The 22,994-nt window shown below is 63.3% G+C and carries 26 protein-coding genes, 1 pseudogene and 1 riboswitch; of the genes and pseudogenes, 17 read left to right on the top strand and 10 right to left on the bottom strand.

Annotated features, from left to right (window positions below; all coding sequences use genetic code 11):
• Positions 1-4: 4 nt before the first annotated feature.
• The 4 genes from B9A95_RS32300 (at position 5) to B9A95_RS14535 (ending at position 4,532) form a co-directional block, all read left to right on the top strand.
• Complete coding sequence (locus B9A95_RS32300; RefSeq protein WP_139806797.1) at positions 5-637, top strand: hypothetical protein; 633 nt, start codon at positions 5-7, stop codon at positions 635-637.
• 1 nt (position 638) lies between these two features.
• Complete coding sequence (locus tag B9A95_RS14545) at positions 639-1,151, top strand: hypothetical protein (RefSeq protein WP_084047974.1); 513 nt, start codon at positions 639-641, stop codon at positions 1,149-1,151.
• A gap of 142 nt (positions 1,152-1,293) precedes the next feature.
• Entirely contained in the window at positions 1,294-3,012 is a 1,719-nt protein-coding gene (locus B9A95_RS14540) for a type I restriction endonuclease (protein ID WP_212648332.1), read from the top strand.
• A gap of 137 nt (positions 3,013-3,149) precedes the next feature.
• Positions 3,150-4,532 carry a recombinase family protein gene (locus B9A95_RS14535; RefSeq protein WP_084047973.1) on the top strand — a complete coding sequence of 461 codons (1,383 nt, stop codon included), beginning with the start codon at positions 3,150-3,152 and terminating at the stop codon, positions 4,530-4,532.
• Positions 4,533-4,614: 82 nt separating this feature from the next.
• On the opposite strand, the gene B9A95_RS14530 is transcribed toward B9A95_RS14535, so the two are convergent.
• Positions 4,615-4,881, bottom strand: a complete 267-nt coding sequence (locus tag B9A95_RS14530; RefSeq protein ID WP_084047972.1) for a hypothetical protein — start codon at positions 4,879-4,881, stop codon at positions 4,615-4,617.
• A 156-nt stretch (positions 4,882-5,037) separates the two neighbouring features.
• Here B9A95_RS14530 and B9A95_RS14525 point away from each other — a divergent pair, with 156 nt between their 5' ends.
• Positions 5,038-5,466 (top strand): response regulator, encoded by a 429-nt coding sequence (locus B9A95_RS14525; RefSeq protein ID WP_084047971.1) that lies wholly within the window; start codon positions 5,038-5,040, stop codon positions 5,464-5,466.
• A gap of 39 nt (positions 5,467-5,505) precedes the next feature.
• Here the strand turns inward: B9A95_RS14525 and B9A95_RS14520 are convergent, their stop codons facing one another.
• The 3 genes from B9A95_RS14520 to B9A95_RS14515 form a co-directional block, all read right to left on the bottom strand.
• Positions 5,506-5,946 carry an acyl-CoA thioesterase gene (locus B9A95_RS14520; RefSeq protein ID WP_084047970.1) on the bottom strand — a complete coding sequence of 147 codons (441 nt, stop codon included), beginning with the start codon at positions 5,944-5,946 and terminating at the stop codon, positions 5,506-5,508.
• Positions 5,947-6,021: 75 nt separating this feature from the next.
• Positions 6,022-6,156, bottom strand: a complete 135-nt coding sequence (locus B9A95_RS36310) for a hypothetical protein (protein WP_281255872.1) — start codon at positions 6,154-6,156, stop codon at positions 6,022-6,024.
• A 73-nt stretch (positions 6,157-6,229) separates the two neighbouring features.
• Positions 6,230-7,021, bottom strand: a complete 792-nt coding sequence (locus B9A95_RS14515) for an ABC transporter substrate-binding protein (protein ID WP_084047969.1) — start codon at positions 7,019-7,021, stop codon at positions 6,230-6,232.
• 612 nt (positions 7,022-7,633) lie between these two features.
• On the opposite strand from B9A95_RS14515, the gene B9A95_RS14510 reads away from it, so the two are divergent.
• The 6 genes from B9A95_RS14510 (at position 7,634) to B9A95_RS14485 (ending at position 12,652) form a co-directional block, all read left to right on the top strand.
• The gene (locus B9A95_RS14510; protein ID WP_084047968.1) at positions 7,634-8,770 is read left to right on the top strand and encodes an ABC transporter substrate-binding protein; all 1,137 of its coding nucleotides are present in this window, start codon (positions 7,634-7,636) and stop codon (positions 8,768-8,770) included.
• Between the two features lie 79 nt (positions 8,771-8,849).
• Complete coding sequence (locus B9A95_RS14505; RefSeq protein ID WP_084050742.1) at positions 8,850-9,716, top strand: branched-chain amino acid ABC transporter permease; 867 nt, start codon at positions 8,850-8,852, stop codon at positions 9,714-9,716.
• A complete protein-coding gene (locus B9A95_RS14500) occupies positions 9,713-10,696 on the top strand; it encodes a branched-chain amino acid ABC transporter permease (protein WP_084047967.1) in 984 nt (327 codons plus the stop codon). Before B9A95_RS14505 ends, B9A95_RS14500 begins: the two co-directional genes overlap by 4 nt.
• Positions 10,689-11,504 carry an ABC transporter ATP-binding protein gene (locus B9A95_RS14495; protein ID WP_084047966.1) on the top strand — a complete coding sequence of 272 codons (816 nt, stop codon included), beginning with the start codon at positions 10,689-10,691 and terminating at the stop codon, positions 11,502-11,504. Before B9A95_RS14500 ends, B9A95_RS14495 begins: the two co-directional genes overlap by 8 nt.
• Positions 11,497-12,204 carry an ABC transporter ATP-binding protein gene (locus B9A95_RS14490; RefSeq protein ID WP_084047965.1) on the top strand — a complete coding sequence of 236 codons (708 nt, stop codon included), beginning with the start codon at positions 11,497-11,499 and terminating at the stop codon, positions 12,202-12,204. Before B9A95_RS14495 ends, B9A95_RS14490 begins: the two co-directional genes overlap by 8 nt.
• 184 nt (positions 12,205-12,388) lie before the next feature.
• Complete coding sequence (locus B9A95_RS14485; RefSeq protein ID WP_084047964.1) at positions 12,389-12,652, top strand: cold-shock protein; 264 nt, start codon at positions 12,389-12,391, stop codon at positions 12,650-12,652.
• Between the two features lie 348 nt (positions 12,653-13,000).
• Here B9A95_RS14485 and B9A95_RS14480 read toward each other — a convergent pair.
• Positions 13,001-13,846 (bottom strand): annotated as a pseudogene (locus tag B9A95_RS14480) (IS5 family transposase).
• 201 nt (positions 13,847-14,047) lie between these two features.
• Here B9A95_RS14480 and B9A95_RS14475 point away from each other — a divergent pair.
• From B9A95_RS14475 to sugE, 4 genes are all read left to right on the top strand, one after another.
• On the top strand, positions 14,048-14,464 hold the full coding sequence (locus tag B9A95_RS14475) for a winged helix-turn-helix domain-containing protein (RefSeq protein WP_139806588.1): 417 nt from the start codon (positions 14,048-14,050) through the stop codon (positions 14,462-14,464).
• A gap of 53 nt (positions 14,465-14,517) precedes the next feature.
• Complete coding sequence (locus tag B9A95_RS14470) at positions 14,518-15,027, top strand: transposase (RefSeq protein WP_084047963.1); 510 nt, start codon at positions 14,518-14,520, stop codon at positions 15,025-15,027.
• Between the two features lie 537 nt (positions 15,028-15,564).
• Positions 15,565-15,870, top strand: coding sequence for a hypothetical protein (locus B9A95_RS14465; protein ID WP_084047962.1), 306 nt, complete (start codon positions 15,565-15,567; stop codon positions 15,868-15,870).
• Positions 15,871-15,970: 100 nt separating this feature from the next.
• Positions 15,971-16,038: riboswitch (guanidine-III (ykkC-III) riboswitch) on the top strand.
• A 25-nt stretch (positions 16,039-16,063) separates the two neighbouring features.
• Positions 16,064-16,381, top strand: coding sequence for a quaternary ammonium compound efflux SMR transporter SugE (gene sugE / locus B9A95_RS14460; RefSeq protein ID WP_084047961.1), 318 nt, complete (start codon positions 16,064-16,066; stop codon positions 16,379-16,381).
• Positions 16,382-16,585: 204 nt separating this feature from the next.
• On the opposite strand, the gene B9A95_RS14455 is transcribed toward sugE, so the two are convergent.
• The 3 genes from B9A95_RS14455 to accD all read right to left on the bottom strand — a co-directional run bounded on the left by B9A95_RS14455 (position 16,586) and on the right by accD (position 19,483).
• The gene (locus tag B9A95_RS14455; protein ID WP_084047960.1) at positions 16,586-17,566 is read right to left on the bottom strand and encodes an aldo/keto reductase; all 981 of its coding nucleotides are present in this window, start codon (positions 17,564-17,566) and stop codon (positions 16,586-16,588) included.
• A gap of 121 nt (positions 17,567-17,687) precedes the next feature.
• A complete protein-coding gene (locus B9A95_RS14450; protein ID WP_084047959.1) occupies positions 17,688-18,629 on the bottom strand; it encodes an acetyl-CoA carboxylase carboxyltransferase subunit alpha in 942 nt (313 codons plus the stop codon).
• On the bottom strand, positions 18,626-19,483 hold the full coding sequence (gene accD, locus B9A95_RS14445) for an acetyl-CoA carboxylase, carboxyltransferase subunit beta (RefSeq protein ID WP_084047958.1): 858 nt from the start codon (positions 19,481-19,483) through the stop codon (positions 18,626-18,628). The genes B9A95_RS14450 and accD overlap by 4 nt, the downstream gene beginning before the upstream one ends.
• Positions 19,484-19,865: 382 nt before the next feature.
• Here accD and B9A95_RS14440 point away from each other — a divergent pair, with 382 nt between their 5' ends.
• A complete protein-coding gene (locus B9A95_RS14440; RefSeq protein ID WP_084047957.1) occupies positions 19,866-20,048 on the top strand; it encodes a hypothetical protein in 183 nt (60 codons plus the stop codon).
• 545 nt (positions 20,049-20,593) lie between these two features.
• Positions 20,594-20,821 carry a hypothetical protein gene (locus B9A95_RS14430; protein WP_084047955.1) on the top strand — a complete coding sequence of 76 codons (228 nt, stop codon included), beginning with the start codon at positions 20,594-20,596 and terminating at the stop codon, positions 20,819-20,821.
• A gap of 78 nt (positions 20,822-20,899) precedes the next feature.
• Here the strand turns inward: B9A95_RS14430 and B9A95_RS14425 are convergent, their stop codons facing one another.
• Together B9A95_RS14425 and B9A95_RS14420 are read right to left on the bottom strand one after the other, a co-directional pair.
• Positions 20,900-21,352, bottom strand: coding sequence for a LapA family protein (locus B9A95_RS14425; RefSeq protein ID WP_084047954.1), 453 nt, complete (start codon positions 21,350-21,352; stop codon positions 20,900-20,902).
• A gap of 327 nt (positions 21,353-21,679) precedes the next feature.
• The gene (locus tag B9A95_RS14420; RefSeq protein WP_084047953.1) at positions 21,680-22,987 is read right to left on the bottom strand and encodes a thymidine phosphorylase; all 1,308 of its coding nucleotides are present in this window, start codon (positions 22,985-22,987) and stop codon (positions 21,680-21,682) included.
• Between the last annotated feature and the right edge of the window lie 7 nt (positions 22,988-22,994).

Below are 22,994 nucleotides of genomic sequence, written 5' to 3'. Positions count from 1 at the left end.
TGCCATGAAGAAGTTAATTTCCCTGCTAGGCCTATTTTTCTTCACGGCTTTGGCTGCGCCCGTCAAGCCTTCTGCTCTTCTCGCACCTACAGCGACAGATCTACAACGCGCCTGTGATGATGGATACCTGTATGCCCAAGGTGGTTTTGAGGTCTCGATTGCCCCTTACATATACCTTCTCAAAGGAACGCTTGACAATGGCTACAGCTTGCAAAACGTTCAAGGAAGTGTAATTAGTACCTGTAACAAAAGAGCAAGAAACCTTGAAGCGAAGCCTAATCCAAACACTTTGCCTAAACAGATTGCCGTCATCCTTGCAGGTTCTACAGATTCAGACCGAATAAGTGGGGTGAAAGATTGGGCTGCCGTTCTAAGCATTCGTGACATTAGAGGGAAAGAGTTAGCGCGGCTCACACCTTCAACCCAGATAGAAGGAGATTCTTCTTACTGGAGAACCAACTGTTCTTCCAGTGTATGTGTATGGACAGGCAGCAATGTCTATATTTTTGATACGTCGAAAATTCCTGCTGCTGTAAAGGCCAAGATTTTGAAAGGGACGAGTTTAGCAGCAATCGTGAGCGCAGGCAGCGGCATAGAAACTTTTGTGGTTGATTCCAATCAATTGAACAAGTTCTGAAATGACTGACATCCCAAGCAAACCTGACCGCAACCCCGCTGAGAATCTGCAATCGCGCCTGCTGCTGCGTGCCCAGGAACTCGGCAAACTCGACTACCTGATCGAACTCATGGCTGATCGACGAGAGATATTGGTCCCCCTCGTCCTCTGCGGCATGTCCAGTGTTGGTCACCCTCCCGCCAAGAAGGTGGAGTTGGACGCGGCACAAGCTGAACTCCAGGAGCTGATGGCCTGGCTGACGTTTGAGTTGCTGGAACCCCTTCAGGAATTGCTGTTGCTGCCCAGCACCTTGATGGAGCCGACGTATCAGCAGTGCTATGAGCTGATTGAGCAGGGGACGCCTGAGGAGCCGGTTCGGGCGATGTTGATTGGTTGGCTGATCAGCTTGGGCCGGCCGCATCCACAGTTCAGTGCGAAGTTGGTGGTACGGGCGATGAGTACACAGATCGGGCCGAAGCGTCGGCCCCCGAAGGGCAAGGGGAAAGCCAAGGGGCCGAAGAAGGTCTGGAACTGAGAGGTTTTTCCCACGATGGGGGTGACGACGGAGGGATGGTTAAAGTTGCGCGACAGGGCCGATGCTTTCTGCTGAAATTAAGGGCCAGCCCAGATCGAATTTGGTTAACGTCATCTAGTCAACAAAGGAATTCGGACCAACAATGACCAAACAGGCCAGCGCTGCCCCTTTTACCCTCGCCTCTGATGACGTTGCTGGAGTAATTAGCCTTAGCATCCAGACAAATCCTCCCATTGAAGTAGATGTCAGCCTCTTTGGTATCACTGAACGCCGCAAACTCAAGGACGAAGGTTATTTTGTCTTCTACAACCAGCAAGCAAGTCCAAGGAAAGAACTATGCCTTCTTCCAGAACAAAAGGGTGGAGAAAAACAGTTCTCTTTGGCCTTATCCGAGCTGCCATCACATATACGACGTATTAGCGTTACCTTGTCTTCAGACGACTGTTTAAAGAAGCTTGAGAGCATTGATCTTCGCATTTTTGGGGCAGATCAGGAGCTTAAGACATCCTTCAACATTCCATTTAACACAGAAGAACCATCGGCCTTTTTAGCTGAATTCTCGCAAGTTGCAGGAAGCTGGCAACTTCGCCCTATGGGCGAACCGTTTGCCAACGACCTTGGGGGGCTGCTGCATCACTTCGGTGGCACTGCGGCAGAAGATGAAGCACCGGCTCCAGCAGAGTCCACTCAAGCAGAGGAGTTTGTCTCAGCAACACCTACGCCTATTACCCCAGCGCCATCCCAGGTCGAGCAAACTATCACAATACCCATTAGCCGTCTGAAGCCCCAAGATGCGGAAATTTCTGCCAAGATTTTGGAACTTACCCGTAGAATTCCTGCCTTGATTCCACAGCTGCAGACTGAAGAGGCTACAAAACATGCTTTGGTGATGCCGTTCATTCAGGCGTTAGGATATGACGTCTTTAACCCTCTTGAAGTCATGCCTGAGCTGGTGGCGGATGTCGGGGTGAAGAAGGGTGAGAAGGTTGACTACGCCATCCTGCAGGATGGAAAGCCAATCATTCTTGTCGAATGCAAACACCACGCTTTTTCCCCTACCTTGGAGCACGCCTCCCAGCTCTACCGATACTTCAGTGTTACAGAAGCTCGCTTTGCCGTCTTAACCAATGGCGTCACATACCGCTTCTACACTGATCTTGAGAAACCCAACACTATGGACGGCCGCCCCTTCCTTGAAGTGGATCTCCTCAAGATCCAGGAGAACGAGTTAGTAGAGCTGTTGAAGTTTGCAAAGCATGCCTTTGATCAGGAAAACATCCTTAGCCTTGCCAGTGAAATGAAATATGTCAAGGCCATCAAGCAACACCTTGAACAGGAGTTTTCAGAACCCTCCGACGACTTCATCAGACTACTAACAGCACGTGTGTTTGAAGGTCGCTTAACTTCTAGCGTACGCAATCGCTTTGCCCTTTACACCAAAAAAGCACTGAACGAATTTGTAGCCCAACTGATCAGCGATCGACTCCGTGACGCTTTCACAGCGGCCTCACCTAACCAGATGGGAACGCAAGAGCCAGACGATCAAGACTCAGATGAGGCTGGGCTGCTCATAACGACTGAGGAATGGCAGGCTTTCTACATCATCCGTTCGGTCCTACGTGAAAACATCAACTACGCTCGGCTCCACCTTCGCAAGCATCAGTCCTATTGCGCCATTCTTTTAGATAATAATCGCAGGCGGACCGTTGCGCGTCTCTACTTTACTGAGAAGAGACTTCAACTCGGTCTATTTGAAAAGACAGATCGTCAGGAGTCTCGTGTAACGCTTGAGAGCTTAGATGACATTTTCAAGCATGCAGCCCGTCTTCATCAAACAGCAAAAACTTTGGATGGGAGATGAGGCATCCACAGTCGTCCTGCCTACAGCAGAAAGCCCAATTCGCGCCGGGGGTGAAGGGTGGGGTGAAGGGCAAAGCGAAAGTGATGGCAGAAAGAAAGTTTGGAACTGATGACCTCTCCCCTCTCCATCCCTAACCCATGACCCGCGTTCTCTCCTATGGCCGCGTCAGCACCCGTGATCAAGTCGACGGCTACTCCCTACCTGCCCAACGCGAGCGCCTGGCCGCCTACGCCCAGTTCCACGGCTGGGACACCCCACTGCACTTTGAAGACCCCGCCATCAGCGGCAAGCGCGACGTGCGCCCCGCCTGGACGGCCCTCATGGCTGCCTTCAAGCCGGGCGACACGGTGCTGGCCAAGGACCTCTCCCGCATTGCCCGCGGCGGCATCGTCCAGACCCTGACCATCATCCGCGACATCGAGGCCCGGGGCGGGCGACTGATCCTGATCGATCAGAGCCTCGACACCAGTACGCCGTTCGGCCGCGTGGTCCTCTCCATCCTCGCGACGTTCGCCGAATTCGAGCTGGAGCAAACGCGGGAGCGTTCCCTGATTGGCCGCACTCAGGCCGCCAAGTCGGGAGCCTGGCCTCAGGGCAGCGTGCCCTATGGGTACCGCCGCAACGCCGAGCGCCGCCTCGAACTGAACCCAGAGACGATGGAGGCAGCCCGAACGGCCCTGCGCGCCCTGATCGGCAGGAGTTACGAAGCGGCCAAAGAGCACCTGCAGGAGATTGGACTCCCCTCCCCCACTGGCAAGCCCACCTGGTCTACGACGCGGCTCTTCTCCATGGCCGCCCAGACCGCGTACATCGGGGAGGCCGTGTACACCAGCGACGGTGAGCGCATCATCATTCCCTGCCCGCCGCTGCTCACGCGAGAGGAGTGGGCGCTGATCCATGCGGGCCGTGACCCCGGACACGCCGGCGGCGCGAGACCCGAGAAGTACCCGCTGACCGGCCACTTCCGCTGTGAGCACGGCGCACCCCTGAACGGCACCACGGCCATCACCTGGGAGAAGCACAAGGTGGTGGCCCGTTTCCGCACCTACCACGTCACGGCCCGGCTCAAACAGAGCTACGGCTGCAACTGCACCATGCGGCGGGCCGATGAGCTGGAAGCACAAACCCGTGCCCTCCTGGCCCGCGTGCTCAGTGACCCATCAGACCCGGCTGCCCTGCGCGCGCTGACCGCGCCACCAGACCCCCTGGCAGACCTGCACGCCCAAGAGCGGGAGGAGATCGCCTCGGCCCTGAGCAACCTGACCCGACTGCGGGTCATGGGACAGATCGAGGAGCGGGACTACCTCAACCTGCGCGAGGAGTTGAAGGGGCGGGAGCGGGCGCTGGCGCCAAAGCCGCAGAACGTGACCCTGCCTCCGGCCATGCTGGAACTCGCGGAAGATGTGCGGGCCAGCACCTCCGAGCAACTGGCTGAACTGCTAGACCTTCTGGAAGTGAAGCTGCGGTTGCCGCATGGTGGTGAAGTGGAGTTGGTGCAGTTCCGCCCGCTGGGACGGTAGTTTCTGAGAATTTTTTAAAAGAAGAGTCTTGTTCTCGTGTCGTTGGCGACAAGGATCAGGGGCTTATCGGTCATACCTCAGGCTAGCGCCCCTCGAGGAAGGAGCCGCGCCAGATGTCACCGGTCGCCGCCGTGCCGTCCGTCCTTTGCCTTGTCGGCGCCCAACGGCTGAAGCGGGCCAGGGCCGATACCTGGCGCTCGGCCAGGCCCACCGCCAATCGACGGCACCGCTGCCGAAAGTCCGTCAGGGCGGTGGACGCTGCGCGGAGCGTGGCGGCAGGAGAAGCGTCAGGGGCGCTTAGCAGCACCGTGGCGAGGAGGTGCAGGGCCATCCCCCAGACAATCCGCATGTCTCGGCCACACGCCGCTCTTCTCAGGGAGAAGGCAAGCCCGGCGGGCGTGCATTCACCTTGTCCTGCGGGCCCAGTCCGCTACACTGGGGTCAGAACCATGACGCGACGGCCCCTTCTCCTCCAGCCAAGCCCCTGCCCCATCGGGAGCCGGTCATGACACGTCCTTTGCGACTCCTCGTGATTGACGACAGCGCGATGGACCGGCAGTTGGCTGAGGAAGTGTTCGGCGAGTACCCGGAACGCTGCACCGTGACCACGGCGGCCAGCGGTCGCGCGGCGCTGGATACCATGCTCACGCCCGGCGCGACGCTGCCAGACGTGGTGCTGCTGGACATCAATATGCCGGGCCTGTCGGGCTTTGATGTGCTGAACACCATGAAGAGCCACCCGCAGCTTCAGCGCATTCCGGTCGTGATGCTCTCCACATCCAGTCAGGAGCAGGACGTGACGCAGGCCTACGCCCTGCACGCCAGCTCCTACCTGATCAAATCAGTGAATTTCGAGGATTTTGTGGCGCAGGTCGAGGGCTTCCTGGAATTCTGGAGCAACGCGCGCCTGACAAACTGGCCCGGCTCCTCCTGAGCAAAAGGGCCCAGCCGCAAGGAACCCGCGCCCACCCCCTCAGGGCCGCTCCTCGGGGTCAGGCAGCGCCGCAGCGTCAGCCTCGCCCACCACGGGTGGCACGGGCCGCGGCTTCCCCGTCTCGTCCACCGCCACAAACACGAAACAGCCCGTCGTAGCGAGCTGCTGCTCACCCGACGCCATGTTCTCGCGGTACACGTCCACCTGAATGGTCATGCTCGTGCGGCCTGCGCGCACCACCCGTGCGTCCAGGGCCACCGCGTCGCCCACCCGGATTGGTACATGAAAGTCCACACCGTCCATGCGTGCCGTGACCACCGCTCCCCCCGCGTGCCGCACCGCCGCCACCGAGGCCGCCTTGTCCATCAGCGAGAGCACGAAGCCCCCGAAAGCCGTGCCCAAATAATTGGTATCTTTCGGAAACACCAGCTCCAGCATTCGCGCCCGACTGCGTGGGGCTTTATTCACTGTCTGCGTCATCCTTGTACCCCCCTTCTCTCCGCCTCTGGGCCTGGGCCCGCCGTGAGTGTAGAGGCCCCGGGGGCAGAGTGGGTCTTACCGCCAGCGTGCCGTCCAGGGTTCGCTGGCCCGTGCCCGGCTCAGCCGCACCTCACGGCCATCTTCCAGCGCCCAGATTTCGAGGTGCTCCTGGGGGCGCAACCAGCCACCCGGTTTGCCATACCGGTCCATCTGCCGCGCCCCGCGCGCAGGGTCTTTCCGTCCACCTCCAGCTTGACGCCACAGCCGCTGTACCTGGTGACCTTCATGCCCCAGGGTGAATGGAGATCGTCAGGAGAACGTGAACTGCGGCGTACTCCCCCACTCCCAAGTACAGCGGCGTGTGCGTCTCCCTGCTGGCCGTGGCGACACTCTTGATGCCGGCTGAGGCCTTCCAGAGACAGCAGGTACTGCGTCTGGCCGTCCTTGACGGGGTGGGGTTATTCCGGCCAGCCATTTTCGGCAGGCTGCCGATATAACTCTTGTCGCTGTGAACGTAAAAGCCATCGGGGGTCGGGACCCCGACCACAATCTTTCCCGCTTTGGGGCTGCTGGTCGCCTCGACCTTGTTGAACAGACGGGTGTAATCGGCGAGGGCCGTCTTCCCGGCCGCTTCTTTCCCCACGATCTTGCTGATGACGCTGAACTGGTCGATCTGGTCTTGACAGGTGGCGTGGTAGGACCGAAACAGCAGTGTGGGCGCGATGTTGCTAAGCTGCGCGTCGATCTGCTTGTGGTCATTCTCGTCTGCAATGATCAGGTCAGGCTTCAAGGCCATGATCTTTTCGAGGCTGGGCGCATGACGGTTCCCCACGGTGGAAACGTCCGGCCCGGAGTATTTCTTGAGGTGAGGGAGAACCTCATCGGCCGCGTCACCGTCGGCGGCGATCCCGACAGGTTTCACACCAAGCTTGGTCAGGGCGTCCATGAAGCCGAATTCGAGAACGACGATGCGTTTCGGTGTGTTTTTCAGTGCGGTGGTACCGCCCAGGTGCGTGACGCCAATGGCGGAGGCGGCGAGGGTCAGAACAAGGGTAAGGCTGGAAATCTGCCGCATGTTTCTCCTACCAATTTATTTGCTCAGGACAATAGGTAGGGTATGTTTCATCTGGAAGCGCGTCTGAGACCCAATGCTGAGAGGCGTTTCCCTCGCGGGGCCGGACATTCTCCTGCCATTCTTTCGTCATCTCCTCCGATACGTGAATGCCGGCGTCGTTGCGGTACTGGACGGTGCCCACCTTCACCGGGCGAAGACGCAAAGCGTCTTCGCCCGGCAGCAACACCGTCTCGCCGCACGGTACCTGCCCCTGGAAGCTCCTGGATTCAGCTCGGCAAGCGGTAGAGCTCCGTGGAGTTCCATCAAAGGCTGCGTCCTCGGTAACTTCTGCTGAAAGGAACAGGCCGAATTCAAGGCCCGCTTGAACTCTGCCCGGCGCGGTGTCCGTTCCATATCCCTCCCGAGCAAGCTCTCCTGTCCTGCAGCACGCCCCGCACCTGGGCCGGTAGCAATAAAACTGTGCGCCGGGTATTTGACTCCTGTACCTTCACGTGTAGAATTTACGTGAACGTACACATTTCAGAAGCTGGCGATCAGGCGTTTTTCACGGCCCGGCGCGGTGCCCCTGTCTGGGGAACCCGCCCGGCCCCACCGAGAAGGCTGGAGGTCTCTATGAAGCGACGCACCCTGATGTCCCTCGCCCTCACGCTGTTGGCCGGTTCGGCCCTGGCCGACAAGGTGGTCTCGATCGGCTACAGCGGCCCGCTGTCGGGCGGCGCGGCCTTTTATGGCAAGGACGTGCAGACGGGGCTGGACATGGCCATCGACGAGATCAACAAGGCGGGGGGGGTGATGGTGAACGGCGAGAAGACCACCTTCAAACTCGTGGCGCTCGACGACCGCTACCTGCCCAACGAGACCGCCACCAACGTCAGGCGCCTAACCGGTCAGGGCATCGACGTCGTGTTCGTGCCGCACGCCGGGGGCATCCTGACGGTGCAGCCGCTGACCACGCGTGATCCGGACTTCCTGCTCGTGGCCTACTCCAGCGAACCCAAGATTCTGGAGGCCAACAATCCGCTCACCTTCATGCTGCCGCCCCGCTACGACAACTACGTGGCCCCCTTCGTCAGCACGCAGATGAAGGCTTTTGGCAAGAAGCTGGGCCTGGTGGGCACCACCACCGCCTACGGCAAGCAGTGGACCGAGGCGATCACCGACGAGTGGAAAAAGCAGGGCGGCACGGTGGGCGGCAACAACGGGGTGGACTACAACACCACCGTGGACTATTCCAGCGCCGTGACCAAGGCCCTGTCCGAAAAGCCCGACGTGCTGTTTATCGGCGGTCCCAGCCAGCCCACCGCACTGGTGGTGAAGGCCGCGCGCGAACAGGGCTTCAAGGGCGGCTTTATCGTGATGGACCAGGCCAAGTTCGAGCAGATGAACACTGTGGTGCCCCAGAGCTACCTCGACGGTTCGGTGGGCGTGCTGCCCACCCGCGAGTACCCCTCAGCCCTGGTCTTCGTCGCCAAGTACCAGCGCGTATACAAGAAGATTCCCACCAGCGAGGCCGCGCTGAACTACGTCGGGATGCACGCCGTCGCACGCGCGATGGCCCTGGCGGGAACCACCGAGGACCCCAAGGCGATTCGCGCCAAGCTCGGCGCGGCGGTGGCGGCCCTGCCCAAATCGGTGGCGATCTACAGCCTCAAGGGCGTCACGGCGGCGGGGCACCTCGACGCCAACGTGGTGGCCGCGAGCGTCAAGGGTGGCAAATTTACCCGGCTGCGCCTGCCCAACTTGAAGTAAGTCTTGCCCGCCGCGCCCCATCTCTGTCATGGGGCGCGGCTTTTTCCTACCCGCCCGTTCCCTTCTCGGAGGCGCACCCTTGACCCTCTTTCTGCAAAACCTCTTCAATGCGCTGGCGCTGGGCGGGGTGTACGCCCTCGTCGCCCTGGGGCTGACGCTGGTGTACGGCGTGATGCGAATTCCCAACTTCGCGCACGGTGGCCTGTACATGGTCGGCGCATACCTCACCTTCGCAGCGCTGGACCGCCTGCACGTACCCTACGTTGCCGCGCTGCTGCTCGCGGCGCTGGGGGTGGCCCTGCTCGCCGCGCTGTTGGAGCGGCTGGTGTTTCATCCCCTGCGAAACGCCCCGCACGTCCACGCCATGATCGCGGCCATCGGCGTACTGTTTTTTCTGGAGGCGCTGATCTCGCACCCCCGCGTCTTCGGCCCCGATTTCAAGCAGATTGCCGAGCCGCTGCCCGGCGTGCTGAACGTGGGCGGAGTCATTCTGAGCAAGCAGCGCTTGATTGTGCTGGCGGCCTCCGTGCTGGCGATGTTGGGGCTGAACTTCTTCCTGAAACGCACCACCACCGGAGCCACCATCGAGGCAATGAGCCAGAACCGTGAGGGTGCCCGGCTGGTGGGCATCGACGTCAACCGGGTCGGAATGCTGACCTTCGGCATCTCGGGGGCGCTCGCCGCCGCCGCCGCCGCCCTCATCGCGCCCCTGGTCTCGGTGTCGCCCTCAATGGGTGAGGTGATGAACCTCAAGGTCTTTGCGATCATCATCCTGGGAGGCATGGGGAGCGTTCCCGGCGCGATCGTTGGGGCTTTCCTGCTGGCCTTCGCGGAGGTGTTCGGGGGCTTTTACATCAACCTGGACTTTGCGGACGTCATCGGCTTCGCAGCGCTGGTGCTCGTGCTGGCGATCCGGCCCGAAGGGCTGTTCCGGAGGGGGACGTGAACCGGGTCAGTTTTCACCCTGGGCTGTTGGGCTGGTTGGCGGTGTTCGCGCTGGCGGCCCTCTTTCCGCTGCTTCGGCCCAGTGGGTACGTGCTGGACGTGGCGATCAACACGATGCTGTGGGCCATGCTGGCCTACGGCTTAAACGTAATGCTGGGGTACACTGGGCAGTTGCCGCTCGCCCACGCGGGCTTTTTCGGTATTGGGGCGTATACGGTGGGCATCCTCACCCTCAAGCATGGGTGGAACTTCTGGGCGGCGTGGCCGGTAGCTGTGGCCCTGTGCGCCCTCGCCGGCCTCCTGCTCGGGCTGGTGGCCTTTCGGACAAAGGGTGACGCCTTCGGCATCTTTACCCTGGGCGTCGGCGTGATCATCACCCTGGTAATCAACAAGTGGGACGAACTGACTGGCGGCAACGACGGCCTGAACGGAGTGCCGCCCGTGTCGGGCGTGCTGGGCATCGACTTTTCCAAAGCGCCAAATTTCTATTACCTCGCGCTGACCGCCCTCGCCGTCACATTGCTGGTGGTGGCGCGCACACGGGGCAGCGTATTCGGGCGCTCGCTCGTCGCGATCCGCGGGGGCGAGGACTTGGCGAGGAGCGCGGGGATCGACGTCTACACCCACAAGCTGCGGGCGCTGATGCTCTCCACGGCCATCGCGGGCTTCGCGGGTGGGCTGTACGCCGCCTATGTGGGCTTTCTGGGTTCGGCGGTGACGGGGCCTACCACCACCTTTACCGTGCTGCTGTACCTGCTGGTGGGCGGCGTGGGCACGCTGGCCGGGCCGCTCGTTGGTACCACGCTGATCTTCGTGGCGCTGCAATTTATGAAGGGGCTGCAGGACTCGCAGTACCTCGTGTTCGGGCCGCTGCTGGTGCTGCTGGTGTTGTTCGCGCCGCAGGGGCTGGCCGGACTGTGGGACCGCTGGAGTCTGCGCCGCGCCACCGCCCGCATGGAAAAGGTGGTGGACCATGCCTGAAGCGCCGCTGCTCGAAGTTCAGGACCTCGGCATCCGGTTCGGGGGCCTCCACGCGGTGCGGGACGTGACTGCCACCGTCAGACCCGGGCAGATCACCGCCATCATCGGGCCGAACGGAGCGGGCAAAAGCACCTTCTTCAACCTGATCTCGGGCTTCTACCGGCCCACATCCGGCCAGATTCGCTTTCTGGGCGAGGACATCACCCGGCTGCGAACGCACGAGGTGGTGGCGCGCGGTATCGCCCGAACTTTCCAGACCACCACCATCTACAGGGAACTGAGCGTGCTGGAAGGCGTCATGATCGGGCACCGGGTGCGGACGCGGGCGGGACTGCTCGATGCCCTGCTGAGGACGGGACGCGAACGCCGAGATGAGGCGGCCAGCCGCGAAGGAGCCATGCGCGCCCTGGAACGGGTAGGCCTCGCTCCTCAAGCCCGACGTCCCGCGGGAGCGCTGACGCAGGAGGGCCAGAAGCGCGTCGGAATAGCGATGGCCCTCGCCAGTGACCCCCGGCTGCTGCTGCTGGACGAACCCGCCGCGGGCATGAACCCGGAAGAAACCGTCAGCTTGATGGCCCTGATCCGCGAACTGGTGGCGGGTGGACTGACGGTGGCCCTGGTGGAGCACAAGATGAGCCTGGTGATGGGCCTGGCCGACGAGATCCTGGTGCTGCACCACGGCCAGAAGATCGCGCAGGGCACACCCGGGCAGATCAGCCGGGATCCGGCGGTGGTGGAGGCGTACCTGGGGGGCCACGCGCACGGCGGGCAGATGGGGCAGAGCGGGGAGGGCGCAGCCCATGCTTGAGGTCCGCGACCTGAGCGTGAATTACGGCTCCTTCCGCGCGCTGCACGGCGTGAGCCTGACGGTGCAACCCGGCGAAATTGTGGTGCTGCTGGGCGCGAACGGGGCGGGCAAGAGCACCCTTTTCCGAACGCTCAGCGGTCTGGGACGGCCCTCAGGCGGCTCGGCCACCTGGAACGGCACGCCGCTGACGGCCGGGCGGCCCGAATTCAACGTGGCGCGCGGCGTGGCGCAGTGCCCGGAGGGCCGCCTGCTGTTTCCGGATCTCAGCGTGGAGAAGAACCTGCGGCTGGGGGCTTTCGTCCACCGCCGGGACCGGAATGCGGTGGCCACCGAACTGGAGCGGGTGTATACCCTCTTTCCCGCCCTGATGGAAAAACGCCATGTCCCGGCGGGCAGCCTGTCGGGCGGGCAACAGCAGATGGTGGCGATTGGCCGCGCCCTGATGGCCCGCCCCCAGCTGCTGCTGCTGGACGAGCCCTCGCTGGGCCTCGCGCCGCTGGTAGTGGAGCAGGTGTTTGCGGCGGTGCAGCAGGTCAACCGGGCAGGTGTGTGCGTGCTGCTGGCCGAGCAAAACGCCTACGCCGCCCTGGGCATTGCCCACCGGGGCTACGTGCTGGAGGGCGGCCGGGTGTCGCTCACCGGAACCCAGGCCGAGCTCCTGGGCGATGACCGGGTGCGGAGCGCGTACCTGGGGGTATAAGCGCAGGGCCCGCAGATCGGACGTGCTGGCAGCTCCTTCTTCACAACTCTGTAGTTCAGGCCGGTATTGGCTAATCCAGGAGCGTGTACTGTACACGTGTAGTTTTCCAAGGACGCAACGAACAGGGTGCGCGTGGTGAATGAGGCCGCGCGCGCTTTCGTGCTGGGAAGATGAGGAGTGGAACATGGCTGCAGGTAAAGTGAAATGGTTTAACGCGGAAAAAGGCTTTGGATTTATCGAGACGCCGGGAAGCCCGGACGTGTTCGCGCACTTCAGCGCGATCTCGGGCAGCGGCTTCAAAAAGCTCAATGAGGGCGATGAAGTTGAGTACGACGTCGAAGAAGGCCAGCGCGGCAAGGGCCCGCAGGCCAAGAACATCGTTGTGACGAAGGCCGCTCCGGCCCCCGCCTACGGTGACCGCCCCCAGCGCCGCGACGACCGCTGGTAAGCATCACCCGAATTGGAAAAGGGCCTCCGGGCTCTTTTTTTTGTCCCTTTCTGCACGCCTCCCAAAAGGCGTGCAGATGGGGACGTCTTTTTTCTGCCACCTGCTGGGACGGGCGCTCCGCGTGGGGCGGCACTCCTATATGGGAAACGGCGCACCCCGTCTTGCGACCTTTGCCGGACGTCCGCTCGCCCTGAACCTCTTATTGGTACTCCGTTGGGTCTGAAAGTGCTGGCGAAGAACACGGGGGATTCCCACCCTTTCCGTACCGCGCTGACCCCAGAAACACGGGCGCCATCCATCAGGTTCCCGCCAGTCAACGGAGTACCATTAAAGTGCGTCTGAAAAAGGTCAGGGTGGACCCTTGGCCAAGCGGCGGACCATCAAGCGGATCATCACCTCGTAGACGAGGTTCTCCGCTGTCTCCGGCAGAGCTTCATAGTCCTTGGCCATGCGCCTGGATTTTCCCAGCCAGGCAAAGGTCCGCTCCACGACCCAACGCCGTTTCAACACCACGAATCCCGCGGGCACCTCCACGTGGCGTGGAGGTGCGTCTTTTGGTGCCCAAGTAGTCTGCCAGCCTGACCACGGATGCTTCACGATTTCCAACGTCCAGCCGAGAAACGTTTTGATTTCTCCTGCCAATTTTCCGGTGTATCCCGCATCTGCCCACAGGTGCTTCATTCGGGGAAAGACGTTCGGCAGGTCTCGCAAGAGGAGGACCGCGCCCGCGCGGGGGAAGGATGTCCGCTTCATGCACTTTGATCGCCATGACGAGGCAGGGCGTATCCACGAGCAGATGACGCTTCCGTCCATTGACCTTCTTACCGCCGTCGTAACCACGTGGCCCACCCGCCTCGGTGGTTTTGACCGATTGGCTGTCAATCATTCCAGCACTTGGTGTAGCTTCTCGTCCTTCTCGCAGCCGAACCAGTTCACGCAAAGTCGTGTGGAGCGTCTCCCAGACGCCTTGCAGTCTCCACATCCTGTGATAGTGGTAGATCGTTTGCCAGGGGGGAAGATCGTGAGGCCGTACCCCGCCAGGCCACGGCCTCCGCGTAGGACATAGAAGATGCTGTCCAGAATTTCCCGCAAAGACCACTTGCGGGGTCGACCCACAAGCGATTCAGGAGGGAGGAACGGTTGGAGGACGTTCCACTCGGCATCGGTGAGGTCGTTTGGGTACGGACGCCCCAATCATTCGCGCACCACCTCCGCCCCATCATTCCTCCATCCCATACGTCTGAAAAACATGCACCAGCACGTTTTTCAGACGCACTTTATACGGACTCCGAATAAATCGTTTACAATAGAGGGATCAAACAGTCTGCTTTTACCCATCCCCCGGAGCATTCCGCCGAAGAATTTTGGAAGATCTTTGAAGTCAGTACCTGCGCGGTGGAGCGTCGCCGGGCCCAGTTCTTCGCGCTGCTCGCAGAGCAGCGCCCCGTGAAGGAAGTGCTGTCCATCAGTCGCTACAGCCGGGTCACGGCCTACCACCTCCTCGGGCGGTATCGGGAAGTCGGCCTCGCCGCGTTACGAGACGGGCGACAGACCAACCGCGGTGCCCCGACCCTCTTGACCCCTGAGGAGCAGCAACGTCTGGCGGCTCAAATTCATAAGGATTTCGAGCAAGGCATCGTGTGGGAAGGCAAGCAGGTGCAGGCCTGGGTCAAGCAGGAATTCGGCAAAGACGTCTACCTCAGCCGCACCTACGAGTTCATGCGTGCTGCCGGTTTTTCACCACAGAAACCACGCCCACGACACGTCAAGGGCGACGAGGAAGCCAAAGAGGCGTCCAAAACAAAGCGTTAGTCGAGAAGCTCCGCACGGCGGAGCTTGTCCACCCCCGAGTGTCGTTGTGGGCCATGGACGAACATCGTCTGGGCTTACAACCGATTCTCCGTACGGTCTGGGCGCCGACGGGGCAGCCCCTCGTCCGTCCCGTCCATCCACGCGATGAGCGGCGCTACATCTACGCGTTCGTCAACCCCGAGAGCGGAGAAAGCCGGTTCTGGTTGGTTCCGGTCCTGAACAAGGAGGCCTACCAAGCCGTGATGGCAGCCTTCGCCAAGAGTGTGGGAGCGGGTGAGGACCCCCAAGTCCTCGTCGTTCAGGACGGCGGGGGGTTCCATGTCCCTGCACCGCAGGGACATCCACCGGGTGTTGAACCCCTGACCTTGCCACTGTATGCCCCAGAGCTGCAACCCGCCGAACGGCTTTGGGCCTTGACCGATCGCACCGTCGCCAATCGCTACTTTGACACGCTGCACGACTTCTCCCAGACGCTCGCTCAACAGTGTGCGTGGTTGGGGACCCAGCCCGATCTTCTCTCGCACCACACCCTCTTTCATTGGTGGCCTCTGTTAAGTCATTAATCGGAGACCGTATGATACGGCTTCCAGATTATCGGTTCCATCCCCTCGGGTCCGGTGATTCCACGCCTCTACGTCACCGTTTTTCCTGCTCGCTCCGCTCGGGTGAAGCAGCCGTTGCCTCACTGGTCACCTGGAAGCCTTATTCCTCTGCTCAGTAAGCCGAGTGACGAGGAGATGCGCCGCCTCGAGGCGGAGGAGCTGGCTGCAGCGCGCGCCGCAGCCGGTGGAGAGGAACGCGCCCGTCAACGGCTGGCCGCACACGCCTACGGCAGGGTGCGTTCAGCGCTGCAGTCCCGCCCGTGGTGGGTGTCCGGGCAATGGTTGGCTGCTTGGCTCCGGGGTGGAGGGGGCGCTGTAGCGGCCCGGCGGCGCCCCAGCCGACGACACGGGCAGTGGCACCGCCAACCCGGCGCTTTCAGCTGGCGCGTGAGGGCTTCACGTTTCCAGACCTGCGGGAAGTGGAGGGACAACTCAGCGCCGACGGCAAACGCTGGAACGGCTGGGTGAGGCCCCGGACGACACCCGCACCGACTTCAGTTGCCCCGGCAGAACTTCCTGCTCTCCTGCGAGCAGACCTTCTATTCCATTCCACGCGCCTCGGCCACCTTGTACGCCAAGGACAACCGCGACGAGGGCCAGTCGCTGCCCCTCACGCCGCTCGTCAGCCCGGGCGAGGACCCCACGCACCGCAGCTTCGCGCGAGTACGGGGCCGTGAAACTGACAGGGCGACCGGGCAAACCCAGCAGCGTGGCGGCGGAAGCCAGGCCCGGTACGATCAGCGTGGGCGGCAGGCATGGCCGCATGCGTCTCCCCAGTCCTGCGCGGGGAGACGCACTGCGTGACCTTCGATTTGGCTGTGCGCTACCGGGTCTATACGCGCTGAAGACGCTCGCCCTATGCTCATAGGCCGCCGCTAGACTTCGCGCAGTTCGCCCTCCGTAAGACTCTACGGAGGGGCAGCACTCCGGACGAGAGCACCGCCGTACCCGGTCACGACAAGACGGCGCGCCGCCCCAGAGGAGGGGGGGGTACGTCATGGCGTGGATCTTCTTGTTTGTCGCGGGACTGCTGGAAGTCGGCTGGGCCGTTGGCCTGAAATACACGGAGGGCTTTACCCGCCCGCTGCCCACGGCGCTGACCCTGCTAAGCATGGTGGGCAGCATGGGCCTGCTGGGCCTGGCCGCCAAGACGCTGCCCATCGGCACGGCTTACGGCGTCTGGGTGGGTATAGGCGCCGTAGGCGCGGCCATCTTCGGCATCGTGCTGTTCGGAGAAAGCGCTACTCCCGCCCGCCTCTTTTTCCTGGTGCTGATGGTGGTGGCGATTGTGGGGCTGAAGGCAACAGGGGGATAAGGGGCCCGCGCCCCGCCTCACCGCCCTGGGACGGTCATACGGTTTCCGGATCATCCGCCACCTCCGCTCCGCTCCGGTGATTCCATGCCCATCCGTCACCGTTTTTCCTGCTCGCTCCACTCGGCTTCACCCGTTATCTCATCACCGATGAAGCCGAATCCTTATCCGACAGTCAGACCATAGACAGCTAGACGGCAAAACCCTTCAGCGGTTGAGCGACGCCATCGCTGCCGCCGGATAGCGTTCGCCCGCCGCTGCGCCCACTGGAAACACAGCCTCCAGTTGGGCGAGGTCGTCCGCGCTCAGGTGGACCTCAACTGCTCCGAGGTTGTCTTCGAGGTACTTCACACGCTTGGTGCCGGGGATGGGCACGATGTCCTGCCCCTGCGCGAGCAACCACGCCAGGGCCAGTTGCGACGGCGTGCAGCCTTTCCCCACTGCCATGTCCTCCACGGCGCGCACCAGCTCCAGATTCCGGGTGAAGTTCTCGCCCTGAAAGCGGGGGCTCACGCGGCGAAAGTCGTCCGGGGCGAAATCGTCCGGAGACCTGAACTGGCCGCTCAGGAAGCCGCGCCCAAGAGGGCTGTAGGGCACGAAGCCCACGCCGAGTTCGCGGCAGGTGGGCAAAATCTCGGCTTCCGGATCACGGCTCCACAACGAGTATTCGGTCTGGAGGGCAGCGATGGGATGCACGGCGTTCGCGCGGCGGACGGTGGCGGCGGACGCCTCCGAGAGGCCCAGAAAGCGCACCTTGCCCTCCTGTACGAGTTCGCCCATCGCGCCCACGGTGTCCTCGATGGGCGTGTCGGGGTCCACCCGGTGCTGGTAATACAGGTCGATGTGGTCCACGCCCAACCGACGAAGGCTGGCCTCACACGCCTGCCGAACGTACTCGGGACGGCCATTGATGCCCAGGCGCTCCCCGTTCGGGCCGCGCACGTTGCCGAACTTGGTGGCGAGGACCACATCGTCCCGGCGATCCCGGATGGCCCGGCCGACGAGTTCCTCGTTGCGGCCCACACGGTACATGTCGGCGGTGTCCAGGAAGTTCACGCCCCGGTCCAGTGCCCGGTGAATGACGCGGATGGACTCGGCTTCGTCGGCCTCGCCGTAGAACTCGCTCATACCCATGCAGCCCAGGCCAAGGGCGGATACAGTGAGGTCTTGCAGATTGCGGTGTTCCATAGGTGCCTCCTGCGCCCGAGCGTGCGCCCCGAACTTCAGCAGCAGACACGGCCGACCTTGAGAGAACGTTGAGAAAGGAGGAGGCATCCTCTTCTTGGGCCCTCCTCCCGTCCGTCCTCTGCTACCCTTCCGCGAACGCTCCCAGCCGCCGGAATCGCGCGGCCCGCTCGGCCCGCAGTGTTTCGCCGTCCCGCCCGCTCAACGCCTTGAGGTGACGGCCCACGGCCTCGCCCAGCGCACGGGCGGCCTCGTCCATGTCGAGGTGCGCGCCGCCGGGGGGCTCGGGCACCACTTCCTCCACGACGCCCAGGCCCAGCAGGTCGGGCGCGGTGAGCTTCAGGGCTTCGGCGGCTTCCGGAGCCTTGCCCGCGTCTTTCCAGATGATGCTGGCAGCCCCCTCAGGCGAAATGACCGAGTACCAGGCATTTTCCTGAATCAGCACGCGGTTGCCGACGCCGATGGCGAGCGCGCCGCCCGAGCCGCCCTCACCAATCACGGCGCAGACGGCGGGGACTTTCAGGCGGACCATCCGCTGAATGCTCTCGGCAATCGCCCAGCCCTGCCCGCGCTCCTCGGCCTCGATCCCAGGGTACGCGCCCTGGGTGTCGATCAGCGACACGATGGGCAGGCCAAAGCGGTCAGCGAGGTCCATCAGGCGGATCGCCTTGCGGTAGCCCTCGGGATTGGCAGAACCAAAGCGGCGCTTGATCTTGCCCTTGGTGTCGCGGCCTTTCTGCTGGAGGAGCAGCATGACGGGCACGTCTCCCCAGCGGGCCGGCCCACCGATGAGGGCGGGGTCATCGCCGTACTTGCGGTCCCCGTGGAGCTCGGTAAAGTCGCTGCACAGCCGCTCCACGTAATCGAGGGCGGTGGGCCGGCCCGGGGTGCGCGCGAGCTGTACCCGGTCCCAACGGGTGAGCTTCGCCGTCAACTCGGTACGCAGGCGCTTGATCTCGGCCCGCAGCGGTTCCAGCGCCGCCCCCAGGTCCTGTTCCGTTTCCCGGGCTGTGGCCTCCAGGTCACGCACCCGGGCTTCGAGCTTGCGCAGGGCCTCGGCACTCATGCAGGCACCTCGCGGCGGGTCAGCACGCCGAGCAGTCGGGTCAGGTAGGCGCGGTGCTCGCGGCGGTCCACCACATCGTCTACCATGCCGTGTTCCAGAAGGAATTCGGCCCGCTGAAAGCCCTCGGGCAGGCTCTGGCGGATGGTCTGCTGAATCACGCGCGGCCCGGCAAAGCCGATCAGGGCCCCAGGTTCGGCAATGATCACGTCCGCGATGGTGGCGAACGAGGCTGTGACGCCGCCGGTGGTGGGATCACTGAGGATGGAGATGTACGGGAGTCCCTTTTCCGTCAGCCCTTCCAGCGCCACCGTCGTTTTCGCCATCTGCATCAGCGACAGCGCACTTTCCTGCATCCGGGCGCCACCGCTGGCCGCAACGAGAACGAGGGGGAGGTTCATCCCCGCCGCGTCCTCGGCCGCCCGGGCAATCTCCTCGCCCACCACGCTGCCCATGCTGCCCCCACTAAAGGCGAAGTCCATCGCGGCGGCCATGACGGGAATACCCTGGATGGACCCCGTGCCGGTCAAGATGGCGTCCGGACGCCCAGTTTTGCGCTGGGCACGGCTCAGCCGCTCAGGATACGTTTCTGTGTCTCGGAAGCCCAGCGGATCGGTGGGCCGCACCTTTCCAGAGCGCTGCGCGAAGCTGCCCTCGTCCAACAGCATGGTCAGGCGCTGCCCGGCGTCCAGCCGGAAATGATGCCCACACTTGGGGCAGACGAAACTGCCCGCCTCCAGATCACGGTTGTACAGCCCCGCCTTGCACTGGGGGCACTGGGTCCACAAGTCCGGCAGATCCTCAGCCCCCGGCTGCGACTGGGGACGTCGTCTGCGGAAAAAACGGTCAAGCGCCATACGCTCTGCTCCTCCTGGGGTGGCTCACTCCACCGGGGGCCATTGTAGAGGCATGAGTCTAGACACGGGGGCATGAAGGAACACAAGCCCATCACGTGTACCCGGTGCAAGCCTTTCCGCTGGAGACGGCACGCGCGTGAGCGCAGCCTTTTGTGCTTCTTTTGCGCCTCCCACCCGTCACTTTGCCGCAGGGGCGGGCAAAAGAGGATTCCTCCCGTTTCCCTGGGCTGCTCACCGGGTGAGGGTCTTTCCCGCCCGCCTCAGCGCTCTGTCACCCACTTCGCGTCATCTCCTCCAAATAAGGGCACTTGCCCGTGACCTTCGCACCTGCTGCCCCCGTATTTCCGGCTCTCTGCCTTCGGGCGACTCCAAAAGGAGCTTCATGCACAAAAACTTTTGGCTCATCGTCCTCGGTGTTCTGCTTCTGGGTGGAGCGCAGGTGACCCGCCCCCAGACGCCCTCAGCCACAGGCAGCGCCGCCGCCTCGGCAGCGGCCCAGATTGCCCCGCGCTCCGCCACCCTGGGGATGCCCAGGGCCACACCGTCGGTACGCTGCTCAGCGTAGGGCAGGTCGTGACTTCCGGCACCATAAGCGCCACTACGCAGATTCGCGTCCTGTTTCAATAGGCCGGCGGCCGAACCTACACCCTCGCCGGGCAGGTCCCGTGCCGGGGTCCCGCTCGAGACGCTGACCGTGCGGAGCGGCAACGCCGCCCCTTCATTGCGACAGGTCCTCCTGACAGACATTCATACGGTCACCGGAGAATCCACTACATCCCCTCCACGTTGCTTCGGTGATGCCACGCCTCTTCGCCACCGCTTTTCCTGCTCGCTCCGCTCGGGTTGGTCCGTTATTTCACCGCTGATTCACAGGAATCGTGATCGGACGGTGACGGCCCTGCTCGGCAAGACGGTCACGCTGGCGGACCGCCGGGGCCGCTTGGTGGGACGGCAGCGTTCAGGCCCGCGGCGACTTGCGCCAGGCCACCCAGGTTCTGGTCTCCCACAGGAGTGGCCAGCAGGTGCGCCCGGAGCTGTCCGCCTTTCGGAACGGCATGGTCAATTCCGCCCTCAGCGCACGGAACGTGACGGTACAGAGCGGGGGGCACGGTGGCGCTGGTGGGCTTCCTCGGCAACCTGAGCGCCTCGGGACAGGCGAGCGGCGCGGAGACGGGCAACGCCCTCAGCGGCGCACCGAACACAGGCGCCGCTTCCGGAGGCGTTTCTGCGGGAGCGGGCAACACCACGGCCCCGGGCAATGGCGGTAGCGGTGGCAGTGCCGTTGGCGTCAGTGTGGGGACCGGCGTCAACATCAGGCTCGGGACCGGTGGCCAATAGAGCTTCTTTCCAGGGAACCGAGACGAAGGGAGGCGGCCCACGGTGGAGCCGCCCGCCCAGCTGCTGTTCAGCGCGAACCTACCCCAGCCGACGCTTGAGGTAATCATCGATCTGCGCGAGTTGTACGTTCATATCGCGCTGAAGCGCGTCGATGCGGGCGGTCAGCGCCGCCACTTCCTCACCGCTGCGGTCCGGCGTGCCGCTGCCAAGCACGCGGAAACGCTCGTCGAGGTGGGTCTGAAGCTGGGCAAAGCGGCTGCCCTCCTGGCTGTCGAGGCTGACGCGCAGGGTCTCCATGTCGCGCAGGAGCCGCGCCGTATCGGCCTGGGCCCGCAGGCTGGATACCCCCGCCCAGAAGTAGAAGATCAGGGCCAGGATGCCTGCCGCAACGAGCAAGATCAGGCCCAGCGGTACGGCGGTGTACGTCACGAAGCCCAGGTTGAGGGTGTGTGGAAACATCAGCGCGTGGCGGTTGAGAAAGGCGAACAACCCGCCCAGCACCAGAATGACGATCAGCAAGGCGGTGCGCATGGGCTGAGGGTAACGCACCGTCCGGCAGGGATGGGAGAGGGTTAAGGGAGTGAGGCCTAACGGTCGACGGTCGGACCGCTTTGGTCCGGGTCTGGGGTGGGGGGCGTCCGAGCAGCGTGGCCGTCCCACACCCTTCGCTGCTGCGCAGCTCTATGCCTCCTCGGAGGAGAGGGCTTCCTGCCCTCTCCTCCGGGTTTCGCCTGTTTCGTTAACAAACGGGAAGACCACCAGCTTGCCAACTCCACCCCCGGAACCCGCTTCTCTCCTTCTCGCTCTGCCCGGGTTCAATCGCTCTGCAAACGAATTCATCGGAGTCCGTATCGGCGCTCAGAACACCCGGTCCAGAATCAGGGGCTGGGCCGCCGGAGCCACCTCCGCCACTTTCAAGCCTTCTTCCAGCAAGGTGCGGGCAGCGTCCAGCCCACGTCCGTCGCGGTGGTACAGGCGCAGTACCGCCTGGCCCACCTGCACGGCCTCGCCGGGTTTCTTGAGGAGTTCGACCCCGACGCCGTGATCAATGGCCTCGCCCTTGCGTTCGCGTCCGCCGCCGAGGGCCAGCACGGCGCGGCCCACCGCGAGGGCGTCCACACTCTGCACGAAGCCCGACGCCGGGGCAAGCACGTCCTCGCGTCCAGGGGCCACGTTCAGGCGCTCGGGGTGGTCCACGAGCAAGGCGTCGCCGCCCTGGGCCTCCACGAAGGCGCGGAACTTCGCCAGCGCGGTACCGTCCGTCAAGGTGGCGCGGGCACGGGCCTCGGCCTGGGTTTCGTCCTCGCCGTAGGCGGCAAGAGCTTCCACCGCCAGCGACACGCACAGTTCGGTGAGGTCCTGCGGGCCCTCGCCACGCAGGGTATCCAGCGCTTCGATCACCTCCAGGCTGTTGCCCGCCATGTGGCCCAGGGGCGTGTCCATGTCGGTCAGTACGGCACGCACCAGTCGAGACGCCCGCGTGCCGATGTCCACCATCGCGCGGGCCAGCCTCCGGCCATCCTCCAGCGTCCGCATAAAGGCTCCGGCCCCCACCTTCACGTCCAACACCACGGTGTGCGCGCCGGACGCGAGTTTCTTGCTCATGATGGAAGAGGCGATCAGGGGCAGGCAGTCCACGGTCGCCGTCACGTCGCGCAGGGCGTAGAGCTTGCCGTCGGCGGGGGCGAGGTCCTTGCTCTGCCCCACCAGCGCAAGGCCAATGTCGCGCGCCTGGGCCAGAAAGCGGTCCTCGCGCAGCTCAGGCGTCCAGCCCGGGAAGCTTTCGAGCTTGTCGATGGTGCCGCCCGTGTGGGCCAGGCCGCGCCCGCTCATCTTGGCGACGGTCAGGCCCAGGGCGGCCAGCATCGGCGTCAGGATCAGGCTGGTCTTGTCGCCCACGCCGCCGGTGGAGTGCTTGTCCACGGTGCGGGGCAAGTCCCCCAGGTTCATCTCGTCTCCGCTGGTGGCCATCACCAGGGTCAGGTCCGCCGTTTCCTGGGCAGTCATGCCCCGGAGGTACACCGCCATCAGCCAGGCGCTAATCTGGTAATCGGGTACGTCGCCACGTGTGTATCCCAGCACGAGCTGTTCGAGTTCGGCGCGCGTGTGCGCTTCGCCGTCGCGCTTCTTACGGATGAGATCCGGGACATTGAAGGCAGAGGTCATGGAGGCA

Origin of the sequence: Deinococcus hopiensis KR-140, assembly GCF_900176165.1 — a bacterium.
Taxonomy (GTDB): domain Bacteria; phylum Deinococcota; class Deinococci; order Deinococcales; family Deinococcaceae; genus Deinococcus; species Deinococcus hopiensis.
Note: the sequence above shows the minus strand (reverse complement) of the source record. Positions and strands in the feature narration are given on the sequence as shown.